The sequence below is a fragment of the Rhizobium sp. CRRU65 genome (assembly GCF_048551595.1).
GTDB lineage: Bacteria > Pseudomonadota > Alphaproteobacteria > Rhizobiales > Rhizobiaceae > Rhizobium > Rhizobium leguminosarum_J.
Window position 1 is genome coordinate 16,529 of the sequence record NZ_JBLYZH010000022.1, and the last position, 18,177, is coordinate 34,705.

The 18,177-nt window shown below is 60.9% G+C and carries 16 protein-coding genes; 11 read left to right on the forward strand and 5 right to left on the reverse strand.

The features are described 5' to 3' along the window. Positions 1-17 precede the first annotated feature (17 nt). On the reverse strand, positions 18-947 hold the full coding sequence (locus tag ACM5SV_RS32280; RefSeq protein WP_128449614.1) for a LysR family transcriptional regulator: 930 nt from the start codon (positions 945-947) through the stop codon (positions 18-20). A gap of 72 nt (positions 948-1,019) precedes the next feature. Here ACM5SV_RS32280 and ACM5SV_RS32285 point away from each other — a divergent pair, with 72 nt between their 5' ends. The 10 genes from ACM5SV_RS32285 (at position 1,020) to glpK (ending at position 12,177) form a co-directional block, all read left to right on the forward strand. Continuing rightward, positions 1,020-1,937: a DMT family transporter gene (locus tag ACM5SV_RS32285; protein ID WP_206615931.1), complete on the forward strand. Its 918-nt coding sequence runs from the start codon at positions 1,020-1,022 to the stop codon at positions 1,935-1,937. 98 nt (positions 1,938-2,035) lie between these two features. Further along, positions 2,036-2,809 (forward strand): DeoR/GlpR family DNA-binding transcription regulator, encoded by a 774-nt coding sequence (locus tag ACM5SV_RS32290; RefSeq protein WP_128449612.1) that lies wholly within the window; start codon positions 2,036-2,038, stop codon positions 2,807-2,809. A gap of 118 nt (positions 2,810-2,927) precedes the next feature. Then, positions 2,928-4,442, forward strand: coding sequence for a glycerol-3-phosphate dehydrogenase (glpD, locus tag ACM5SV_RS32295; protein ID WP_419425477.1), 1,515 nt, complete (start codon positions 2,928-2,930; stop codon positions 4,440-4,442). A 41-nt stretch (positions 4,443-4,483) separates the two neighbouring features. After that, a complete protein-coding gene (locus ACM5SV_RS32300) occupies positions 4,484-5,563 on the forward strand; it encodes an ABC transporter ATP-binding protein (RefSeq protein ID WP_017997083.1) in 1,080 nt (359 codons plus the stop codon). A 9-nt stretch (positions 5,564-5,572) separates the two neighbouring features. Then, a complete protein-coding gene (locus ACM5SV_RS32305) occupies positions 5,573-6,643 on the forward strand; it encodes an ABC transporter ATP-binding protein (protein WP_017997084.1) in 1,071 nt (356 codons plus the stop codon). A gap of 2 nt (positions 6,644-6,645) precedes the next feature. Next, on the forward strand, positions 6,646-7,512 hold the full coding sequence (locus ACM5SV_RS32310) for a carbohydrate ABC transporter permease (protein ID WP_012759894.1): 867 nt from the start codon (positions 6,646-6,648) through the stop codon (positions 7,510-7,512). A 1-nt stretch (position 7,513) separates the two neighbouring features. After that, a complete protein-coding gene (locus ACM5SV_RS32315; RefSeq protein ID WP_012759893.1) occupies positions 7,514-8,425 on the forward strand; it encodes a carbohydrate ABC transporter permease in 912 nt (303 codons plus the stop codon). After that, the gene (locus ACM5SV_RS32320) at positions 8,425-8,721 is read left to right on the forward strand and encodes a DUF2160 domain-containing protein (protein ID WP_003552210.1); all 297 of its coding nucleotides are present in this window, start codon (positions 8,425-8,427) and stop codon (positions 8,719-8,721) included. Before ACM5SV_RS32315 ends, ACM5SV_RS32320 begins: the two co-directional genes overlap by 1 nt. 81 nt (positions 8,722-8,802) lie before the next feature. Then, positions 8,803-10,527: an ABC transporter substrate-binding protein gene (locus ACM5SV_RS32325; protein WP_012759892.1), complete on the forward strand. Its 1,725-nt coding sequence runs from the start codon at positions 8,803-8,805 to the stop codon at positions 10,525-10,527. 147 nt (positions 10,528-10,674) lie between these two features. After that, positions 10,675-12,177, forward strand: a complete 1,503-nt coding sequence (gene glpK, locus ACM5SV_RS32330) for a glycerol kinase GlpK (RefSeq protein WP_012759891.1) — start codon at positions 10,675-10,677, stop codon at positions 12,175-12,177. 15 nt (positions 12,178-12,192) lie between these two features. On the opposite strand, the gene ACM5SV_RS32335 is transcribed toward glpK, so the two are convergent. The 4 genes from ACM5SV_RS32335 to ACM5SV_RS32350 form a co-directional block, all read right to left on the reverse strand. Further along, complete coding sequence (locus ACM5SV_RS32335; protein WP_128449611.1) at positions 12,193-13,191, reverse strand: ABC transporter permease; 999 nt, start codon at positions 13,189-13,191, stop codon at positions 12,193-12,195. 2 nt (positions 13,192-13,193) lie between these two features. Then, complete coding sequence (locus tag ACM5SV_RS32340; RefSeq protein ID WP_222018063.1) at positions 13,194-14,213, reverse strand: ABC transporter permease; 1,020 nt, start codon at positions 14,211-14,213, stop codon at positions 13,194-13,196. Next, positions 14,203-15,753 (reverse strand): sugar ABC transporter ATP-binding protein, encoded by a 1,551-nt coding sequence (locus ACM5SV_RS32345; protein WP_017997090.1) that lies wholly within the window; start codon positions 15,751-15,753, stop codon positions 14,203-14,205. Before ACM5SV_RS32345 ends, ACM5SV_RS32340 begins: the two co-directional genes overlap by 11 nt. 65 nt (positions 15,754-15,818) lie before the next feature. Then, a complete protein-coding gene (locus ACM5SV_RS32350; RefSeq protein ID WP_017997091.1) occupies positions 15,819-16,832 on the reverse strand; it encodes a sugar ABC transporter substrate-binding protein in 1,014 nt (337 codons plus the stop codon). 419 nt (positions 16,833-17,251) lie between these two features. Here ACM5SV_RS32350 and ACM5SV_RS32355 point away from each other — a divergent pair, with 419 nt between their 5' ends. Then, a complete protein-coding gene (locus tag ACM5SV_RS32355) occupies positions 17,252-18,115 on the forward strand; it encodes a helix-turn-helix transcriptional regulator (protein WP_222018061.1) in 864 nt (287 codons plus the stop codon). Positions 18,116-18,177: the final 62 nt, after the last annotated feature.

Below are 18,177 nucleotides of genomic sequence, written 5' to 3' on the forward strand. Positions count from 1 at the left end.
CGCCGCCAGCTTTCCGCCTACGCTTTCGCTCGGCCGGGTGCGATAAAAGTAGCGATCGTCGCCTCGTCGTGGCGGGCCTCGCGCAGGAAGCGGCTGGCGAATTCGATAGCAGGGCTTCTCAGTGCCTCGTCCGGTCTAATCAGATGAAAGGCCACATGATAGTCGAGCGTCCGCTCCGATACAGCGACGACGCGTCCGGTGGCCATCGCGGCATCCGATAGCGGTGGCCGCGCGAGCGCGATCCCGAGGCCTTGCGCGCAGGCATCGATCACAAGATTGTAGTCCTCGAAGCGCCGATCGTGGCCGCGCGGTATATAGTCGACGCCCTCACGAGAGAGCCAGCGCCGCCAGCCTTCAATATTCGAATCGTGCAGGATCGGCAGATCGAGCAGCGCCGAGGCATCGGAGCGCTGCCCGAGCCGCTCCGCCAACGCCGGGGCGGCGATCGGAAACGATTTCTCCTGCCAGAGCGGTAGGGCGCGCACGCCGGCCCACGGTCCCTTGCCGCAGCGAATGGCAAGATCCGTGCCTTCGCCGAAATCCGCCAGCCGGTGTTCGAGCGTCAGCTCGACATGCAGCTCGTTTCCTTCGAGCTTCGGCAGGCGCTGAAACAACCATAGAGAGGCGACAGAGGGCGTCACCGAAAGGCGAACCACCGCCTTGTTGCGGCGAGGCAGCCAGCGTTCGCCGCTATTGCCGAGCAGCGTAAGTGCTTCTTCGGCCCGCGCGAAAAACCGCATGCCTTCCGGCGTCAGGCGCACGCCCCGGGCTTCGCGCGCAAACAGGCGCACGCCCATCCAGCGTTCCAGGCGCGAGACCTGCCGCGACACCGCGCCGTGGGTGATGCCGCTTTCCTCAGCGGCGGCCGAAAACGATCCGAGCCGGGCGGCGCGGGCAAAGGTCTCGAGCGTATCGAGCGGCGGAAGCACTGGCGAGCTGTGAACCATACGCACATTTGATCATCGATTGCGATGCTTTTCAAGCACGCATCGAAGGCCTACTCACTGTCGCAGGAACATATGGAGGTGAAAATGAGCATGGCGGCAAGCGCACCGGTTTCGACGAAACAGCAAGGCGGGTTCGATCTGGTGGCCTTTGCGGCGATCGTGGTCACCATCCTCTCCTGGGCTTCCTCCTTCGTGGTGATCCGCATCTGTCTTGGACCACTGACGCCGATCGAACTGGCGACGGCGCGTTATGTGGCAGCCGGCGCCATCGCCCTCGTCTATCTCGTCATCTATCGGCCGACGCCGGAAAAACGCGATTTTTTCCGCCTCTCCGTTGCCGCCGTGCTCTTCATCGCCGCCTATGCGGTTCTGCTGAACACCGGCGAGCAGACCGTTGCGGCAGGACCGGCGAGCTTCATCATCAACACCATGCCCGTCTTCACCGCCCTCATCGCCACATTCGCGCTCGGCGAGCGCTTCGGCCGCTGGGGCTGGGCGGGCACCGCGGTTTCGTTCGGCGGCGTGGCGCTGATTGCGGTCGCCTCCGACGGCGGCTTCAAGCTCGATCCGAACGCTGTCCTCATCCTTGGCGCAGCGCTCTGCTCGGCGATTGCCAGCGTGCTGCAGAAGCCGCTGCTCGGACGGTTGCCGGCACTTGCTGTCACTGCCTGGATCTTGCTCATCGGTTCCGTGCCACTGTTTCCGGCCGTCCCGGCGACGATTCAGGCGCTGGCCGCCGCACCGGCGGAGGTGAACTGGGGCGTTGCCTATCTCGTTATCTTCCCCACCGCGATCGGCTACCTCACCTGGGCGATCGCCCTGAAGCGGCTGACGGCGGCCCGCGCCTCGAATTTTCTTTACGGCGTTCCGCCGGTCGCCACGCTGATCGGGTTTGTCTGGCTGGGCGAAACGCCGACGGCGCTCGGCGCGGTTGGTGGCGTCATGGCAATCCTCGGCGTGCTGATCGTCAACGTGATGCGGAAGCGGTAGCGGCAAATTCGGGCCGTGAAGGCGGCCCGGCAAACAGTTAGGCATTGCGCCGCCGTTCGCTTTCTTTAAAACGAAAGCAGATCGAAAGGCACACGCTCATGTTCTTGACCGACCGGCAAACCGAAATCGTCGCGATTGCGAAAACGAGCGGAAGGGTGCTGGTCGAAGAGCTCGCCTCCCGCTTTTCGGTGACGCCGCAGACGATCCGCAAGGACCTGAACGATCTCTGCGATGCGCAGGTGCTGACCCGCATCCATGGCGGCGCCACCTTCCCGAGCGGGACAGAGAACGTCAAATACGAGGCGCGGCGGCAGATCGCCGCTTCCGAGAAACAGGCGATCGGCATTGCCGCGGTCGAACTGATCCCGAGCGGGGCCTCACTCTTCATCAATATCGGAACGACGACCGAGGCGGTAGGCGAGGCGCTCGCCGACCATCACGAGCTGATGGTGATCACCAACAATATCACTGTTGCCAATCGCTTGCGTCTTTTTCCGGCGATCGAGGTCGTCATTGCCGGCGGGGTGGTGCGCGGCTCGGACGGCGGGATCGTCGGTGAGGCGGCCGTCGATTTCATCCGCCAGTTCAAGGTCGATTACGCCGTGATCGGCGCTTCGGCGATCGATATCGACGGCGCGCTTCTCGACTATGATTTTCGCGAAGTGAAGGTTGCCCAAGCCATCATCGCCAATGCCCGACATGTCATTCTCGTTGCCGATTCGACGAAATTCGAACGCACCGCACCGGTCAGGATCGGCCAGCTTTCCCAGGTTCATACCTTCATCACCGATCACTGTCCGGTGCCCTCGATCCGCAATCTATGCCTCGAAAACAATGTGAAACTGATCGAAACGAACGGCAGATTTCGCTAGACAACGACCCTCACAAACATTCGTTTGACATTCGTATTCCTTTCGTTTTAACTGATGTTACTTTCGCAATTGCGCAAGTTTTGTGCGATGCGAAATCAATGGCAGTCTCGGAGGGGGAATGAGCCGGGAGATTCACGACATATTCGTCATCGGCGGCGGCATCAACGGCTGCGGGATCGCGCGTGATGCTGTGGGGCGGGGTTATTCCGTCGCATTGGCCGAGATGAACGATTTTGCTTCGGGTACCTCGTCGGGCGCCACCAAGTTGATCCATGGCGGCCTGCGTTACCTCGAGCATTACGAATTTCGCCTGGTGCGTGAATCGCTGATGGAGCGCGAGATTCTCTGGGCGATGGCGCCGCACATCATCTGGCCGCTGCGTTTCGTGCTGCCCTACCACAAGGGCGGCATCCGTCCGGCCTGGCTGATCCGGCTCGGCCTCTTCCTCTACGACCATCTCGGCGGCCGTAAGCTGCTGCCGCCGACATCCGTTCTCGACATGCGCAGCGATCCGGCCGGCAGGCCGCTGAAGGCGCTGTTTTCCAAGGCCTTCGAATATTCCGACGGCTGGGTCGACGATGCCCGCATGGTTGTGCTGAACGCCCGCGACGCCGCCGACAAAGGCGCGACCATCATGCCGCGCACCAAGGTGGTGTCGGCAAGGCGCGAGAATGGCCTGTGGCATATAGAGACCACCGATACCGTCACTAGCCGCAATGACAGCCATCAGGCCCGCATGCTGGTCAATGCCGCCGGTCCTTGGGTCGACCATGTCATCCGTTCCGCCTTCGGCCAGAACGAAGCCCACCACGTCCGCCTCGTCCAGGGCAGCCATATCGTCGTGAAGAAGAAGTTCGACGATGCGAGAGCCTATTTCTTCCAGAATCCTGACAACCGCATCATCTTCGCCATCCCCTACGAGGGCGACTTTACCCTGATCGGTACCACCGACCGCGACTACACCGCCGATCCGAGGGATGTCAGGATTTCGGAGGAGGAGACGGTCTACCTCTGCAATGCGGCGTCGGAATATTTCAAGGAGTCCGTCAGGCCGGAGGATATCGTCTGGACCTATTCGGCCGTCAGGCCGCTGTATGACGACGGCGCCTCGAAGGCGCAGGAGGCGACGCGCGACTATGTGCTGAAGCTGGAAGGCGAAGGTGCCGCGGCGCCGCTGCTCAACGTCTTCGGCGGCAAGCTCACCACCTATCGCCGGCTTTCCGAACATGCGCTGGAGAAGATCGGCGCTGCGATCGGCGCCAAAGGCGCCCCGTGGACGGCCAAAAGCCATCTGCCGGGTGGCGACTTCGCGGTCAAGGGTTACGAGGCGGAGGTCGCCAAGCTGAAGCGGCGTTATTCGTTCCTCGCCGATCGGCATGCCCGCAGGCTGGTGCGCCGCTATGGCACCAGGGCCGAGGCGCTGCTTGGCGATGCCAGCGGCATCGATGATCTCGGACGGCTGTTCGGTGGCGATCTCTACGAGGCAGAGGTCACCTATCTCGTCGAACATGAATGGGCCCGGCACGCCGAAGACGTGCTGTGGAGGAGAACAAAGGATGGTCTGCGCCTTTCGAAAGAGCAGGCCCAGTCACTGGAGGAGTACATGGCTGCCATGCCGGCGATGGCCGGGTAGGAGCCATGTGGTCCCCGCTGCGTGGAGGCACGGGAATCGGAATGCTGGAATTGCGAAACGCCGCCAAGATGGTGGGCGCGGATTATCATATCTATCCGACCGATCTGGTTCTCGAGCGGGGCACGCTGAACGTCCTGCTCGGGCCGACGCTCGCGGGTAAAACGTCGCTGATGCGACTGATGGCGGGGCTTGACCGTCCCACAGGCGGCTCCATCCATTTCGACGGCACTGACGTCACCGGCATGCCGGTGCAGAAGCGCAACGTCGCCATGGTCTACCAACAGTTCATCAATTATCCGGCATTGACGGTCTACGAGAATATTGCCTCGCCGCTGCGGATTGCCGGCAAGGATGCCAAGATCATCGATCTGGAGGTACGCAAGGCTGCCGAACTTCTGAAACTCGGGCCTTATCTCGATCGCACGCCGCTTAACCTCTCGGGCGGCCAGCAGCAGCGCACGGCGCTTGCCCGTGCACTCGTGAAGAATGCGAGCCTTGTTTTGATGGACGAGCCGCTGGCCAACCTCGACTACAAGCTGCGCGAGGAACTGCGGCAGGAATTGCCGCGCATTTTCGCCCAGTCCGGCGCGATCTTCGTTTATGCCACGACGGAACCCTCCGAAGCCTTGTTGCTGGGCGGCAATACGGCAACGCTCAGCGAGGGCCGGATCACCCAGTTTGGCCCGACGGTCGAGGTCTATCGCAATCCGCTCGATCTGACGACGGCGAAAACCTTTGCCGATCCGCCGCTGAATTTTATTGATCTAATCAAATCGGCAGGCAATTTCCTGCGCGACGGCGCTGTGATTTTTGCCGTGCCGCGGCATCTTCAGAATGTGCCAGACGGGCCGGCAACGATCGCGTTTCACCCCCATCATCTTGCACCAACCGCCCAGACGGCTGATTCGGCGCGGCTGACAGCACGGACACAGATTTCGGAGATCACCGGGTCGGAAAGTTTCGTGCATCTGCAATTTGCCGACACCCGCTGGGTGATGCTTGCGCACGGCATCCTCAATGTCGACCCGGACACGGATCTCTCCGTTTTCATCGATACGCGCCACCTTATGGCGTTCGGCGCGGACGGCCGGGCGATCACCACTGCTAGGCAGAGGGGCTAGGAGAAGATCATGGCACGTATCACCCTCGATCATATTCGACATGCCTATGGGCCGAACCCGAAGAGCGAGAAGGACTACGCTCTCAAGGAAGTGCACCACGAGTGGAACGATGGCGGTGCCTATGCGCTGCTCGGACCTTCAGGCTGCGGAAAGACCTCGCTGCTCAATATCATTTCGGGCCTTATTCAGCCCTCCGAAGGGCGAATTCTCTTTGACGGACAGGATGTTACGAACCTGCCGACGCAGCAGCGAAATATTGCGCAGGTATTCCAGTTTCCGGTCATCTACGACACGATGACTGTCTATGACAATCTGGCTTTCCCCTTGCGAAACCGCGGAGTCGCGGAGCCTGATGTTGATCGTCGTGTCCGCGAAATATTGGAGATGATTGATCTTGCAGACTGGGCCAAGCGTCGCGCGCGCGGTTTGACGGCGGACCAAAAGCAGAAGATTTCGCTCGGCCGCGGCCTCGTGCGCTCGGATGTGAACGCGATTCTCTTCGACGAGCCGCTCACTGTTATCGATCCGCATATGAAATGGGTACTGCGATCGCAGCTGAAGCGGCTGCATAAGCAGTTCGGTTTTACCATGGTCTATGTCACGCATGACCAGACGGAGGCGCTGACCTTCGCCGACAAAGTCGTGGTGATGTACGATGGCGAGATCGTGCAGATCGGCACGCCGGCCGAGCTCTTCGAGCGTCCGAGTCATACCTTCGTCGGCTACTTCATCGGTTCTCCGGGCATGAACTTCATGCCAGCCAAGGTGGAAGGCCGCACGGTTCGGGTCGGCGAGCATGCGCTGACGCTCGACTATGCGCCAAAGACTTCGGCAGCGGCCAAGGTAGAGCTTGGAATCCGGCCCGAGTTTATTCGGGTCGGCCGCGAGGGCATGCCTGTGACCGTCAGCAAGGTGGAAGATATCGGCCGGCAGAAGATCGTCCGCGCGCAGTTTGCCGGCCAGCCGATCGCGATCGTCGTCCCTGAGGACGAGGACATTCCGGCTGATCCGCGGGTGACCTTCGAGCCATCGGGTATCAGTATCTATGCCGACTCTTGGCGCGCCGGACCGGAGGCTTGATGATGGAAAAAACCTGGAACAACAAAGCGTGGTTTCTGGTCCTGCCGGTCCTCGTGCTGGTGGCATTCTCGGCCGTCATTCCCTTGATGACGGTTGTGAACTATTCCGTTCAGGACACTTTCGGAAACAACCAGTTCTTCTGGAACGGAACTGACTGGTTTACCGAAATCCTGCATTCCGACCGATTCTGGGCCGCTCTACAGCGAAACCTGATTTTTTCGTTGATCATTCTCGCTCTTGAGATCCCGCTTGGTATCTTCATTGCGCTCAACATGCCGAAATCGGGCATCGGCGTGCCGGTATGCCTGGTTCTGATGGCGCTACCACTGCTGATCCCGTGGAACGTTGTCGGCACGATCTGGCAGGTGTTCGGCCGCAACGACATTGGTTTGTTTGGCTATTACATCAATGCCATCGGCATCGATTACAACTATGTGCAGGATCCGTTCGACGCCTGGGTGACGATCATCATCATGGATGTCTGGCACTGGACGAGCCTGGTCGTCTTGCTTTGCTATGCAGGCCTCGTTTCCATTCCGGACGCTTTCTATCAGGCAGCCAAGATCGACGGTGCGTCTCGTTGGGCTGTGTTCCGCTATATCCAGCTGCCAAAGATGAAGCGCGTTCTTCTGATCGCCGTGCTGCTGCGTTTCATGGATAGTTTCATGATCTACACCGAGCCTTTTGTCGTCACTGGTGGCGGTCCCGGCAACGCGACCACTTTCCTGTCGATCGATCTGGTCAAGACCGCCCTCGGACAGTTTGACCTCGGTCCGGCCGCTGCCATGTCGCTGGTCTATTTCCTGATCATCCTGCTGCTTTCGTGGGTGTTCTACACCGTCATGACAAGCCACGACGCGGAGAATTGAAATGAGCGCCTCCAACGAAACGACAGCGAGCCGAAAAATCTCTGGCGCTACCAGTGTCGCAAGCGGTCTCTCCTCCGATGAAGTCAGCCGTCTGATGCGCCGGCGCGGCGAGGAATCGCGCTGGTGGTGGGTGGTTCCGACGATCTATATCATTGTGCTCCTGCTGCCGATCTATTGGCTCGTCAATATGAGCTTCAAGACCAACGCGGAAATCGTCAATTCTCTGACGCTTTATCCTCATAACCCGACGATCGCCAATTACGTGACGATCTTCACGGAGAAGGCGTGGTATTCCGGCTACATCAATTCAATCACCTATGTCGTGATCAACATGGTGATCTCGGTGGCAGCCGCGCTGCCGGCGGCCTATGCCTTTTCCCGTTATCGGTTCCTTGGTGACAAGCATCTTTTCTTCTGGTTGCTGACGAACCGGATGGCGCCGCCGGCGGTCTTTGCCCTGCCGTTCTTCCAGCTCTACTCAGCCTTTGGGCTGATCGATACGCACATCGCCGTGGCATTGGCGCATTGCCTCTTCAACGTGCCGCTTGCGGTCTGGATCCTTGAAGGCTTCATGTCCGGCGTGCCGAAGGAAATCGACGAAACGGCCTATATCGATGGCTATTCGTTCCCGCGCTTTTTCCTGAAGATCTTCACGCCGCTGATTGCGAGCGGCATAGGTGTCGCCTGCTTCTTCTGTTTCATGTTCTCTTGGGTCGAGTTGCTGATCGCACGAACGCTGACGACGACCGACGCCAAGCCGATCGCTGCCACCATGACCCGTACCGTCTCTGCATCCGGCATGGATTGGGGCTTGCTCGCCGCCGCGGGTGTTCTGACCTTGATCCCAGGGGCGCTGGTGATCTGGTTTGTGCGCAATTACATCGCCAAGGGCTTCGCCCTGGGGAGGGTTTGATGAGCTTTTCGCTTCCCGATTTTTCATGGATGGCGTGGACCTGGCCGACGGCCACTTTCTTCGTCGTTATCGCATTGCTGCTGATCGGCATGGGGGTCTGGGAATACGCCGCTCCGGGCGGCAATCCCCGGATCGGAATCCTGCGCTTCGAGACGACGCGCGGTGACCGGCTTTTCCTTTCGCTGCTCGGCAGCGCCTTTATCCATCTTGCCTGGCTTGGTCTCGCTGGATCAAGCCTCTGGTGGGCTCTCGCTCTCTCCGTTGTCTACGCCGTTGGCGTATTCCGTTACGTGTGAGGCAAACTGATGCAGATGGCCGGGGTTTTTCTGGCCGCCTGAGACGTGAAGACTGCAATCGCAAAACCCTGGGAGGATATCATGCGAAGGCATTTATTGACGACGACAGCAGCCGTGCTGCTGGCCATGACCGGGTCGGCCTATGCCGGCATGGACGAGGCAAAGACTTTTCTGGATAAAGAGATCGGCGACGTGTCGACGCTCTCTCGCGCCGACCAGGAAAAGGAAATGCAATGGTTCATCGATGCTGCGAAGCCTTTCCAGGGGATGGACATCAAGGTTGTTTCGGAAACCTTGACCACCCACAAGTATGAGTCCGAGGTTCTGGCTCCGGCCTTTACTGCGATTACCGGGATAAAGGTCACGCACGACGTCATTCAAGAGGGTGACGTTGTCGAGAAGATCCAGACGCAGATGCAGACCGGGCAGAACCTGTATGACGGCTGGGTCAACGACTCCGACTTGATCGGCACCCACTGGCGCTATCAGCAGGTGCGCAACCTGACCGACTGGATGGCCGGCGAAGGCAAGGACGTTACCAACCCCGGCCTCGATATCGACGACTTCATCGGCACCAAGTTCACGACAGCGCCGGACAAGAAGCTCTACCAGCTTCCCGACCAGCAGTTCGCCAACCTCTACTGGTTCCGTTACGACTGGTTCAACGACGAGAAGAACAAGGCCGATTTCAAGGCGAAATACGGCTACGATCTCGGCGTTCCGGTCAACTGGTCGGCCTATGAGGACATTGCCGAATTCTTTACCGGCCGTGACGTCAACGGCAAGAAGGTCTTCGGCCATATGGATTACGGCAAGAAGGACCCGTCGCTCGGCTGGCGCTTCACCGACGCCTGGCTGTCGATGGCCGGCAATGGTGACAAGGGTCTGCCGAACGGTCTTCCGGTCGATGAGTGGGGCATCAAGGTCGACGAGAATTCGCGTCCCGTCGGTTCGTGCGTCGCGCGTGGCGGCGATACCAACGGCCCTGCATCGGTCTATTCGATCCAGAAGTATCTCGATTGGTTGAAGGCTTACGCACCGCCGGAAGCTCAGGGCATGACCTTCTCGGAATCCGGTCCGGTGCCGGCGCAGGGTAACGTCGCGCAGCAGATCTTCTGGTACACCGCGTTCACCGCAGACATGGTCAAGCCTGGCCTGCCTGTCATGAACGAAGACGGTACGCCGAAATGGCGTATGGCACCGAGCCCGCATGGCGTTTACTGGAAAGACGGCATGAAGCTTGGCTATCAGGACGTCGGTTCCTGGACGCTGATGAAATCGACCCCGACGGACCGTGCAAAAGCCGCGTGGCTCTATGCACAGTTCGTGACCTCGAAGACGATTGACGTGAAGAAGAGCCAGCTCGGTCTCACCTTCATCCGCGAATCCACCATTCGCGACAAGAGCTTTACGGAGCGCGCTCCGAAGCTCGGCGGTCTGATCGAGTTCTATCGTTCGCCTGCGCGTGTTCAGTGGTCGCCAACCGGCACCAACGTCCCCGACTATCCGAAGCTGGCTCAGCTTTGGTGGCAGGCTATCGGTGACGCCGCTGCCGGCGCCAAGACGCCGCAGGAAGCCATGGATTCTCTTTGCGGCGAGCAGGAGAAGGTCATGGGACGTATCGAGAAATCGGGCGTCCAGGGCGATATCGGCCCGAAACTCGCTGAAGAGCAAGACCTCGCTTATTGGAACGCGGATGCGGTGAAGAAGGGCAACCTTGCGCCGCAGCTGAAAATCGAGAACGAGAAGGAAAAGCCGGTCACGGTCAACTACGACGAACTCGTCAAGAGCTGGCAGTCGAAGTAAGGCGGACCCGGCCGGAAGCGACGGGGCTTCCGGCCATCACTTCCTGCCACCGGCAACAAGCCGGTGGCACCCACAATCTTTCTCTCATGAAACGTCCGCGTCCTGCTGTCCTCGGCAGGAGCGGTTTCGCGCGAGCCGGAGACGGATATGAGCGGCTATATTCTTTCAATCGACCAGGGCACGACCTCCTCGCGCGCGATCGTCTTCGACAGCGACATGAAAATGGCCGGCTCGGCGCAGGCGGAGATCACTCAATATTATCCGCAGCCCGGATGGGTGGAGCACGACGCTGCCGAAATCTGGCAGTCCGTCGTCGATACTGTGCGCAAGGCGATCGCCGATGCCGGACTTGATGCCGCCGACATTGCCGCGATCGGCATTACTAATCAGCGCGAGACTGCGGTCGTCTGGGATCGCAGGTCCGGGACACCGCTTCACCACGCGATCGTCTGGCAGGACAGGCGCACGGCCGAAATGTGCGAGAGCCTGAAGGCCGATGGATACGAGAAGCTGTTCAGCGCCAAGACCGGGCTGCTGCTCGACCCTTATTTCTCCGGAACGAAGCTGCGCTGGCTGCTCGACAATGTCGATGGCCTACGTGAGAAGGCGGAAGTGGGCGATGTCTGCTTCGGCACGATCGACAGCTGGCTGATCTACAATTTGACTGATGGACGCGTGCATGCCACCGATGCGACCAATGCATCGAGGACGCTGCTCTACAATATCGATGACGGCGCCTGGGATGAGGAGCTTCTCGGCATTCTTCGCATTCCGGCCGCCATGCTTCCTGACGTCAGGGAATGTGCCGATGATTTCGGCCGCGTCGACAAGGCGCTGTTCGGTGCGGAGCTTCCGATCCTGGGTGTCGCCGGCGACCAGCAGGCGGCGGCGATGGGCAATGCCTGCTTCGAGCCCGGCATGATGAAATCCACCTATGGCACCGGCTGCTTTGCCCTGCTGAACACCGGCCGGGATCGTGTTTCCTCTTCCAACCGGATGCTGACGACGATCGCCTGCCGGCTCGACGGCGAGACGACCTATGCGCTCGAAGGCTCGATCTTCATCGCCGGTGCCGCCGTGCAATGGCTGCGCGACGGCCTCGGCATCATCGGCCAGGCATCCGAGGCGGGGGTGCTTGCCGCCAAGGCCGATCCCGGACAGCAGGTCTACATCGTTCCGGCCTTCACCGGTCTCGGCGCGCCCTATTGGGATCCGGCCGCGCGTGGCGCGATCTTCGGTCTGACACGAAACAGCGGGCCGGCGGAATTTGCCCGCGCCGTGCTTGAATCCGTCGCCTACCAGACGCTCGATCTGCTGGTGGCGATGAAGAAGGACTGGGGCGTCAACCAGCTGGAAACGGTGCTGCGCGTCGATGGCGGCATGGCGGCTTCGGATTGGACGATGCAGTGCCTGGCCGACATGACCGGAAATCCTGTCGACCGCTCGGCGATCCGCGAGACGACGGCGCTGGGCGCAGCCTGGCTCGCCGGTTCGAAAGCCGGCATCTGGCCAGGCAAGCGGGATTTTGCGCAGGCCTGGGCCTGCGACCGCCGCTTCAGCCCTTCGATGGATGAGACCGAGCGGCAGGGCAAGATCATCGGCTGGAAGAATGCCGTCTCCAGAATGATTTCGGACGCCTCCGCGGGATAGAGCCGCTTCCCGCTCTTACGCGCCGGCGGGCTTTCTATTGATGAAGCTCAGGGCGAGCACGGCGAAGATCAGCGTTCCCGTGCCGACCTGCTGCCAGTAGAAATTCAGATCGGTCAGCAGCAAGCCATTGGCGACGATGCTGAGCAGCAGCGCGCCGAGAACGGTCCCGCCGACATTCGGCCGTCCGAGTGGGCTGAGCGTGGTGCCGATGAAGGTCGCGCCGATCGCATTCAGCAGGAAGGCATTGCCCGAGGAGGGGATGTAGGTGGTGACGGTTGCGGTCAGGATCAGGCCGGCGATTGCCGCGATCAACCCGACCAGGATGAAAGTCACCGCGACATGGGCCGGCGCGGCGATGCCGGAATAGCGCACGACGCCCGGCTGGATGCCGATCGACAGGATGACGCGGCCGAAACGCGTGCGGGCAAAGACAACGGCAGCGGCCGCGATGACGACGATGGCGGCGGCAAGCGGCACCGGAATGCCGGCGATCGTGCCGTGGCCGAGAAAACGGAAGGCTTCCGGCACGCCGTTCGGCGGCAAATAGACCGGATTGCCGCCATTGGTCAGCAACTGCTGAACGCTGCGGCCGATGAACAGGGTGCCGAGCGTGGCGAGGAACGGCGACACGCCGATCCCGGAAATCAAGAGCGCGTTGAAGGCGCCTACGAACGCTCCGGCGGCCAGTCCCGCGAGGGCGGCGACTGCCACCGGCTGCCCGGCGACGACGAGCGAAACGAAGGCGAAGCTGGCAAAATCCATCGCCGTTCCCACCGAAAGATCGATGCCACCCGATGCGACGGCGAAGGTCATGGCGACCGAGACGATAGCCAGCAGCGTGAAATTGTTGACCAGAATGCTCTGCAGGTTGGCAGGCGTCAGGAAAGTCGGGGTTGCCACGGAGAAGGCGGCAAACACCGCAACCAGGGCGAGGATCAGCCCATAGCGCACCAGGCCGCCGGCGATGAGACGCGGCAAGTCGATGCTGGCGGGGGGAGGGGTCTGGAGCGACATGGTCAGGCCTCCTGCCGGCGCAGCAGCGTGGTCGCAGAAACGACGATGAGAATGAGCACGCCCTGGACGCCGCTGACCAGCGTGCTCGAAATGTTCAGCAGCTGGAAACCATTGACCAGGAAGCCGACCAAAAGGGCCGAAAGCAGCGTCCCGGTGATCGTCGGAACCAGCCGGCGCGAAAAGACCGAGCCGAGGAGGGCCGTCACGACGACGGGCAATAGCATCTCGCCGGCGCCGGTCGTGCTGCCGCTCAGATAGGAAACCGACAGGATGCCTGCGATGCCGCCCGAGACGCCGCTGGCGAGGAAGGCGCCGGCCAGCAGCCGGCGAAGCGGCAGACCGGCGGCACGCGCCGCATCCGGAAACTCACCGACGGCGTAGAGACGCAGGCCGAGCGGACTATATTGAACGATCGCCGTGGTGATGGCCGTGAAGCCGAGGAGCACATAGGCAAGAACCGGGATGCCGAAAGGATCCGAGGCGGAAAGCGCCGACAGGAATGGTGTCGAGGCGGGCAGGACGGTATTGCCGGTCAGCACCAACTCCAGGCCGGCGACGACGTTCATGACGGCAAGCGTGGCCAGCAGCGGCACGATGCCGGCATAGACAACGGCAATGGCATTGACCGTGCCGATCAGGGCACCGGTCAAGATTGTCGCGGCAATTGCCGCCGCATCGCCGTAGCCGAGCTGCGTCAGGCTCGCATAGACGGCGGCGCTGAGACCCATATTGGCAGCCAGCGACAGGTCGATGCCACCGGTGACGACATTGGAGCCGCCGGCGATCAGCACGATCGTCAGACCGATGGCAAGCACACCTGAGATGGCCGATTGGCCAAGCACATTGCCGATATTGCCGATGCTGAGGAAATAGGGTGCGGTCAGCGAGAAGATGATCAGGATGGCGGCGAATGCGATCGGCGATCCGAAGCGCAACGCGGTCGCTGCAATATTGCCGGCCCGTCGGGGAGGCCGTTCCGCAGCGGAAAAACCGGAAGGCGCGAATTCCACTTCAGCCGACATGGCGATGTCCCTCGGATGATCCGGTCGATTGAGCGAGCACCGCATCCGCCGTGGTCTCCGACGAGATGAATTCCCGCGCCACGCGGCCGCGGAAGAGCACGAGGATGCGATCTGTGATGCCGACGAGTTCGGGCAGGTCCGAAGACAGCACGATGACGCCGGCGCCGCGCGACGCGAGTTCGCCGATCAGCGTATAGATCTCGACCTTGGAGCCGATATCGACTCCAACAGTCGGCTCGTCGAGGAGATAGACCTCGGAACGGCGGCTCAGCCACTTGGCGATGGCCACCTTCTGCTGGTTGCCGCCCGAAAGCGTGCGCAGCAGGGCGTCCCGCCCATTGGTCTTCACCTGAAGCCGCGTAATCAGAGCGTCCACTTCTTGCTGTTCGCGTCTGCGATCGAGAAAGCCAAAACGCGTGAAGCGGCCAAGGCTGGAAAGACTGATATTTTCCGCGACGCTGAGGTCGAGCGCGACGCCGTGGCGACGCCGATCTTCCGGCACCAGGGCGATCTCGCGGCCGGCCGCCTGGGTGGGATTGGTGAAACGGGCAGCCTTGCCACTGATTTCGATATGGCCGGAAGCCGGGGTCTCCAGACCGAAGAGAGTGCGGACCAGCTCCTTTGCGCCGGAGCCGAGCAGGCCGGTGAGGCCAAGCACCTCGCCGCGGCGAAGCGTGAAACTGATGTCGCTATATTTCCCCGGCGCCGACAGCTGCTCGACCTTGAGGATTTCCGCGCCGGGCGTCACCTGCGGCTTCGGAAACATCTCCTTGATGTCGCGTTCGACCATCAGCCGCGCAATCGCGCCAGCCGAGGTCTCCCCGATCGGCAGGGAGGCGACGTCCAGCCCATTGCGCAGCACGGTGACGTGGTCGCAGAGCTCTTCGATTTCGTTCAGGTAATGCGAGATATAGATGATGGTGACGCCTTCGTCGCGCAGACGGCGGATCAACCGGAAGAGGATATCGGCCTCGCGGCGCACCAGTGCGGCCGTCGGCTCATCGAAGACGAGCACCTTCGGCTGATTGAGGAGCGCGCGGGTGATTTGCACGATCTGCTTTTCGGCAGTCGACAATTCGCTGATCAAGGCGGCGTTCGGCAACCGGATACCGAAATAGTCGTTGAGAATATCAGACGCGCGACGTTGCATCAGTCGCCGGTCGAGGAACGGTGTGCCCGATATCCGCGGTTCCCGGCCAAGGAACAGAGCTTCGCCGACGGTGAAGGTCGGCACCAACAGCCGGTCCTGGTGAATGAAATGGATACCGAGCTCTTCGGCAAGATGCGGTGTCAGCCTGTCGAATGTTTGCCCTTCGATCTCGATCCGGCCGCCATCCGGCTGATGAAGACCGGCCAGCAGTTTGATCAGCGTCGACTTGCCGGCGCCGTTCTGGCCGACGAGACCGTGGATGGTGCCGCGCCTGACGATCAGCGACGCACCGGCAAGCGCCTGCGCACCGCCGAAATGCTTGACGATGCCTTCAAAGCGGATGATGTCGTCGCGGGCCGTCACCGGCGGCTTCAACGAAATGGCCGTCATATCGATCTCTCCGGGCGGGCAGATTGCGAGCGATCCGGCGATGACCGGACCGCTCGTGTTCAGTGTCAGCCGATGCCGAGCTTCTTGGTGACTTCGCCGACATTGGCCTTGTTGGCGAGCAGTGCCGGAACATAGGTCTCGCGCGGCAGCGTCTGGCCGGCGAGCAGCTTGGCGACGTTGCGGATGGCGGTGCGGCCGATTTCCGCCGGCTGCTGGGCGACATCGGCACCGGCTGGCGAATTCGGATCGGCGATGAGCTGGAGCACTTCCGGGCTGCCATCGACACCGTAGGTGCGGATCTCGGTCCGCCCGGCGGCCGCCAAGGCCTGGGTCGCGCCAAGCTGCGGAATGTCCCAGGCCGACCAGATCGCCTTGATCGAACCCTTTTCCGGATACTTGTTGAGGATCGCCGTGATCTGCGTGAAGGCGTCCTGCACGGTATTCGGGATGACGTCGCGCAGTTCCGGCTGGAGGATTTTGACCTTCGGGAAATATTTGACGACATTGACCAGCTGGTCGTAGCGGATCGCGCAGGGGGTTACGCCGTAGAAGCCGTTGAAGACGACGATATTGCCTTCGCCGCCAATATCGGAGACGAGCTGCAGCGCCAGGTCCTTGCCGATGCCCCAGTTATCGGAGGTGGTGTTGTTGATCGAATTGGTCGAACCGACGTCGACGGTCAGAACCGGGATCCCGGCATCGCGCGCCTTCTTCAGCCAGGGATCGATGACGCTGAGCGTTCCAAGGATCTGAACGATCGCATCCGGCTTCTGGGCAATCAGCGTCTGCAGCTGCGAGACGAGCTTGCCGTCATTGCGTCCGGCATCGACGGCGATCGGCTCGCCACCGAGGCGCTTTACCTCCTCGATCTGGGCATTATAGGCCTGCAGGTCGAAGAAGTGATCGGTGCCGGTTGCGCTGATGGCGATGCGCTTGCCTTTCAGCGACAGTTCTTCGCCCGCGGCAAAAGCCGACTTCTGTCCGATGAGCGATGCACCGGCGACGGCGACCCCGGCCGCGGCGGACAGTTTCAGCAGCTCTCGTCTTCCGAGACCGTTTTCAGACTTTTCGATATTCATCGCAATTTCTCTCCAATTAATTATGTCTATAGATTAAATGGATTAATGCGGATGGATAGGAACGAATTTCCAAAAGAACGATCTCCGGGGGAAAGAGTGGACAAAACGAAAGCTCTTCCCTGGCCGCGGTTTCCCGCGACCAGGGATGATTCCGGAGGCCTCGGCGGTTTTCAGAGCGGTCGATGAGTCTGCAGCCACCGATCAAGAAGAACATGCACTGCATAATTCTTGCGCATGCGAGCAAATTTGCCGAAGGCGAACTCCTGCCGGGCCGCGGTGCCGTGTGGCGCGACAGCAGGCGTAAAATCACGATTTAACGGGGCACCGTCGGGTTTTATGCTGCGACGTTGATATCCAGCGCGAAGCTTCGCTCCACTTGGCGCGCAACTTGCCTCTCCCCTGCCAGGGAGAATGAAACAATGCCCGATATCGACCCGCAGATTTTCTCAATAAGCCGGCCATCCCTTGGAGGCTACAAGGCTTTCGTTCAACGCGACATGATTGTCGAGACCTATCGTAGCGCCGCGGGGCAAATGGTTTCGAGGGGCTCCCTTCATCGAATTTCGATCAACCGCACGGCGCACGGCAAATATGCCTATCGGCTTGGAAGCGGGGCATTCCGCAAAGTTGAGAGGCCGCCGTTCACCCTCGGATTTCAACCGGCCGCCACCGTCCTTGAAGTCGATGGCGATGCGGCGGATTATATCTCGATCTTCCAGTCACCTGCGCTCTACAGCAGCATTGGCGGCTCTCGCTTCGATTCCGAGCATTGGGATAGTGATGCGCTCAGCGCGACGACTGATCCGACAACGCTGCAGGTCGCGCTCTCCCTTGCATGTGCCGCCGAGAAGACCAGGCGCGACGACCCGCTTTTGATGCAGCATCTGGGGATGGCGCTCGCCTGTTGCGTTGTAAAACTGCTGGGCGCCAAACCTGAAGCCGGCGATCGTCCGCTGACATCGGAGAACCTTCGACGGGTGATCGACTACATCGAAAACCTGCTTGGCAAATCCGATCTGAGTGTGGAGGAACTGGCCGGGGTGGCCCATATGAGCCCCTTTCACTTCAGCCGGGAATTCAAACGGGCGGCTGGCATGGCGCCGCATCGCTTCGTTCTCGAACGCAGGATCGAACGAGCACGGCTTTACCTCGCCGATGGCAAGGAGACGCTCGCAAACATCGCTTATGCCACAGGCTTTTCCAGCCAGGCGCATTTCTCCAGCGTCTTTCGCCGTCTGATGGGGGCGACACCGAAGGAATACCAGCGTTCGGTCCGTCTTTGAGCCGGCTCTTGCCGATGACAGATCAGCAGCTTTGCGAAAGACAACCGCACGAATTTGAAATC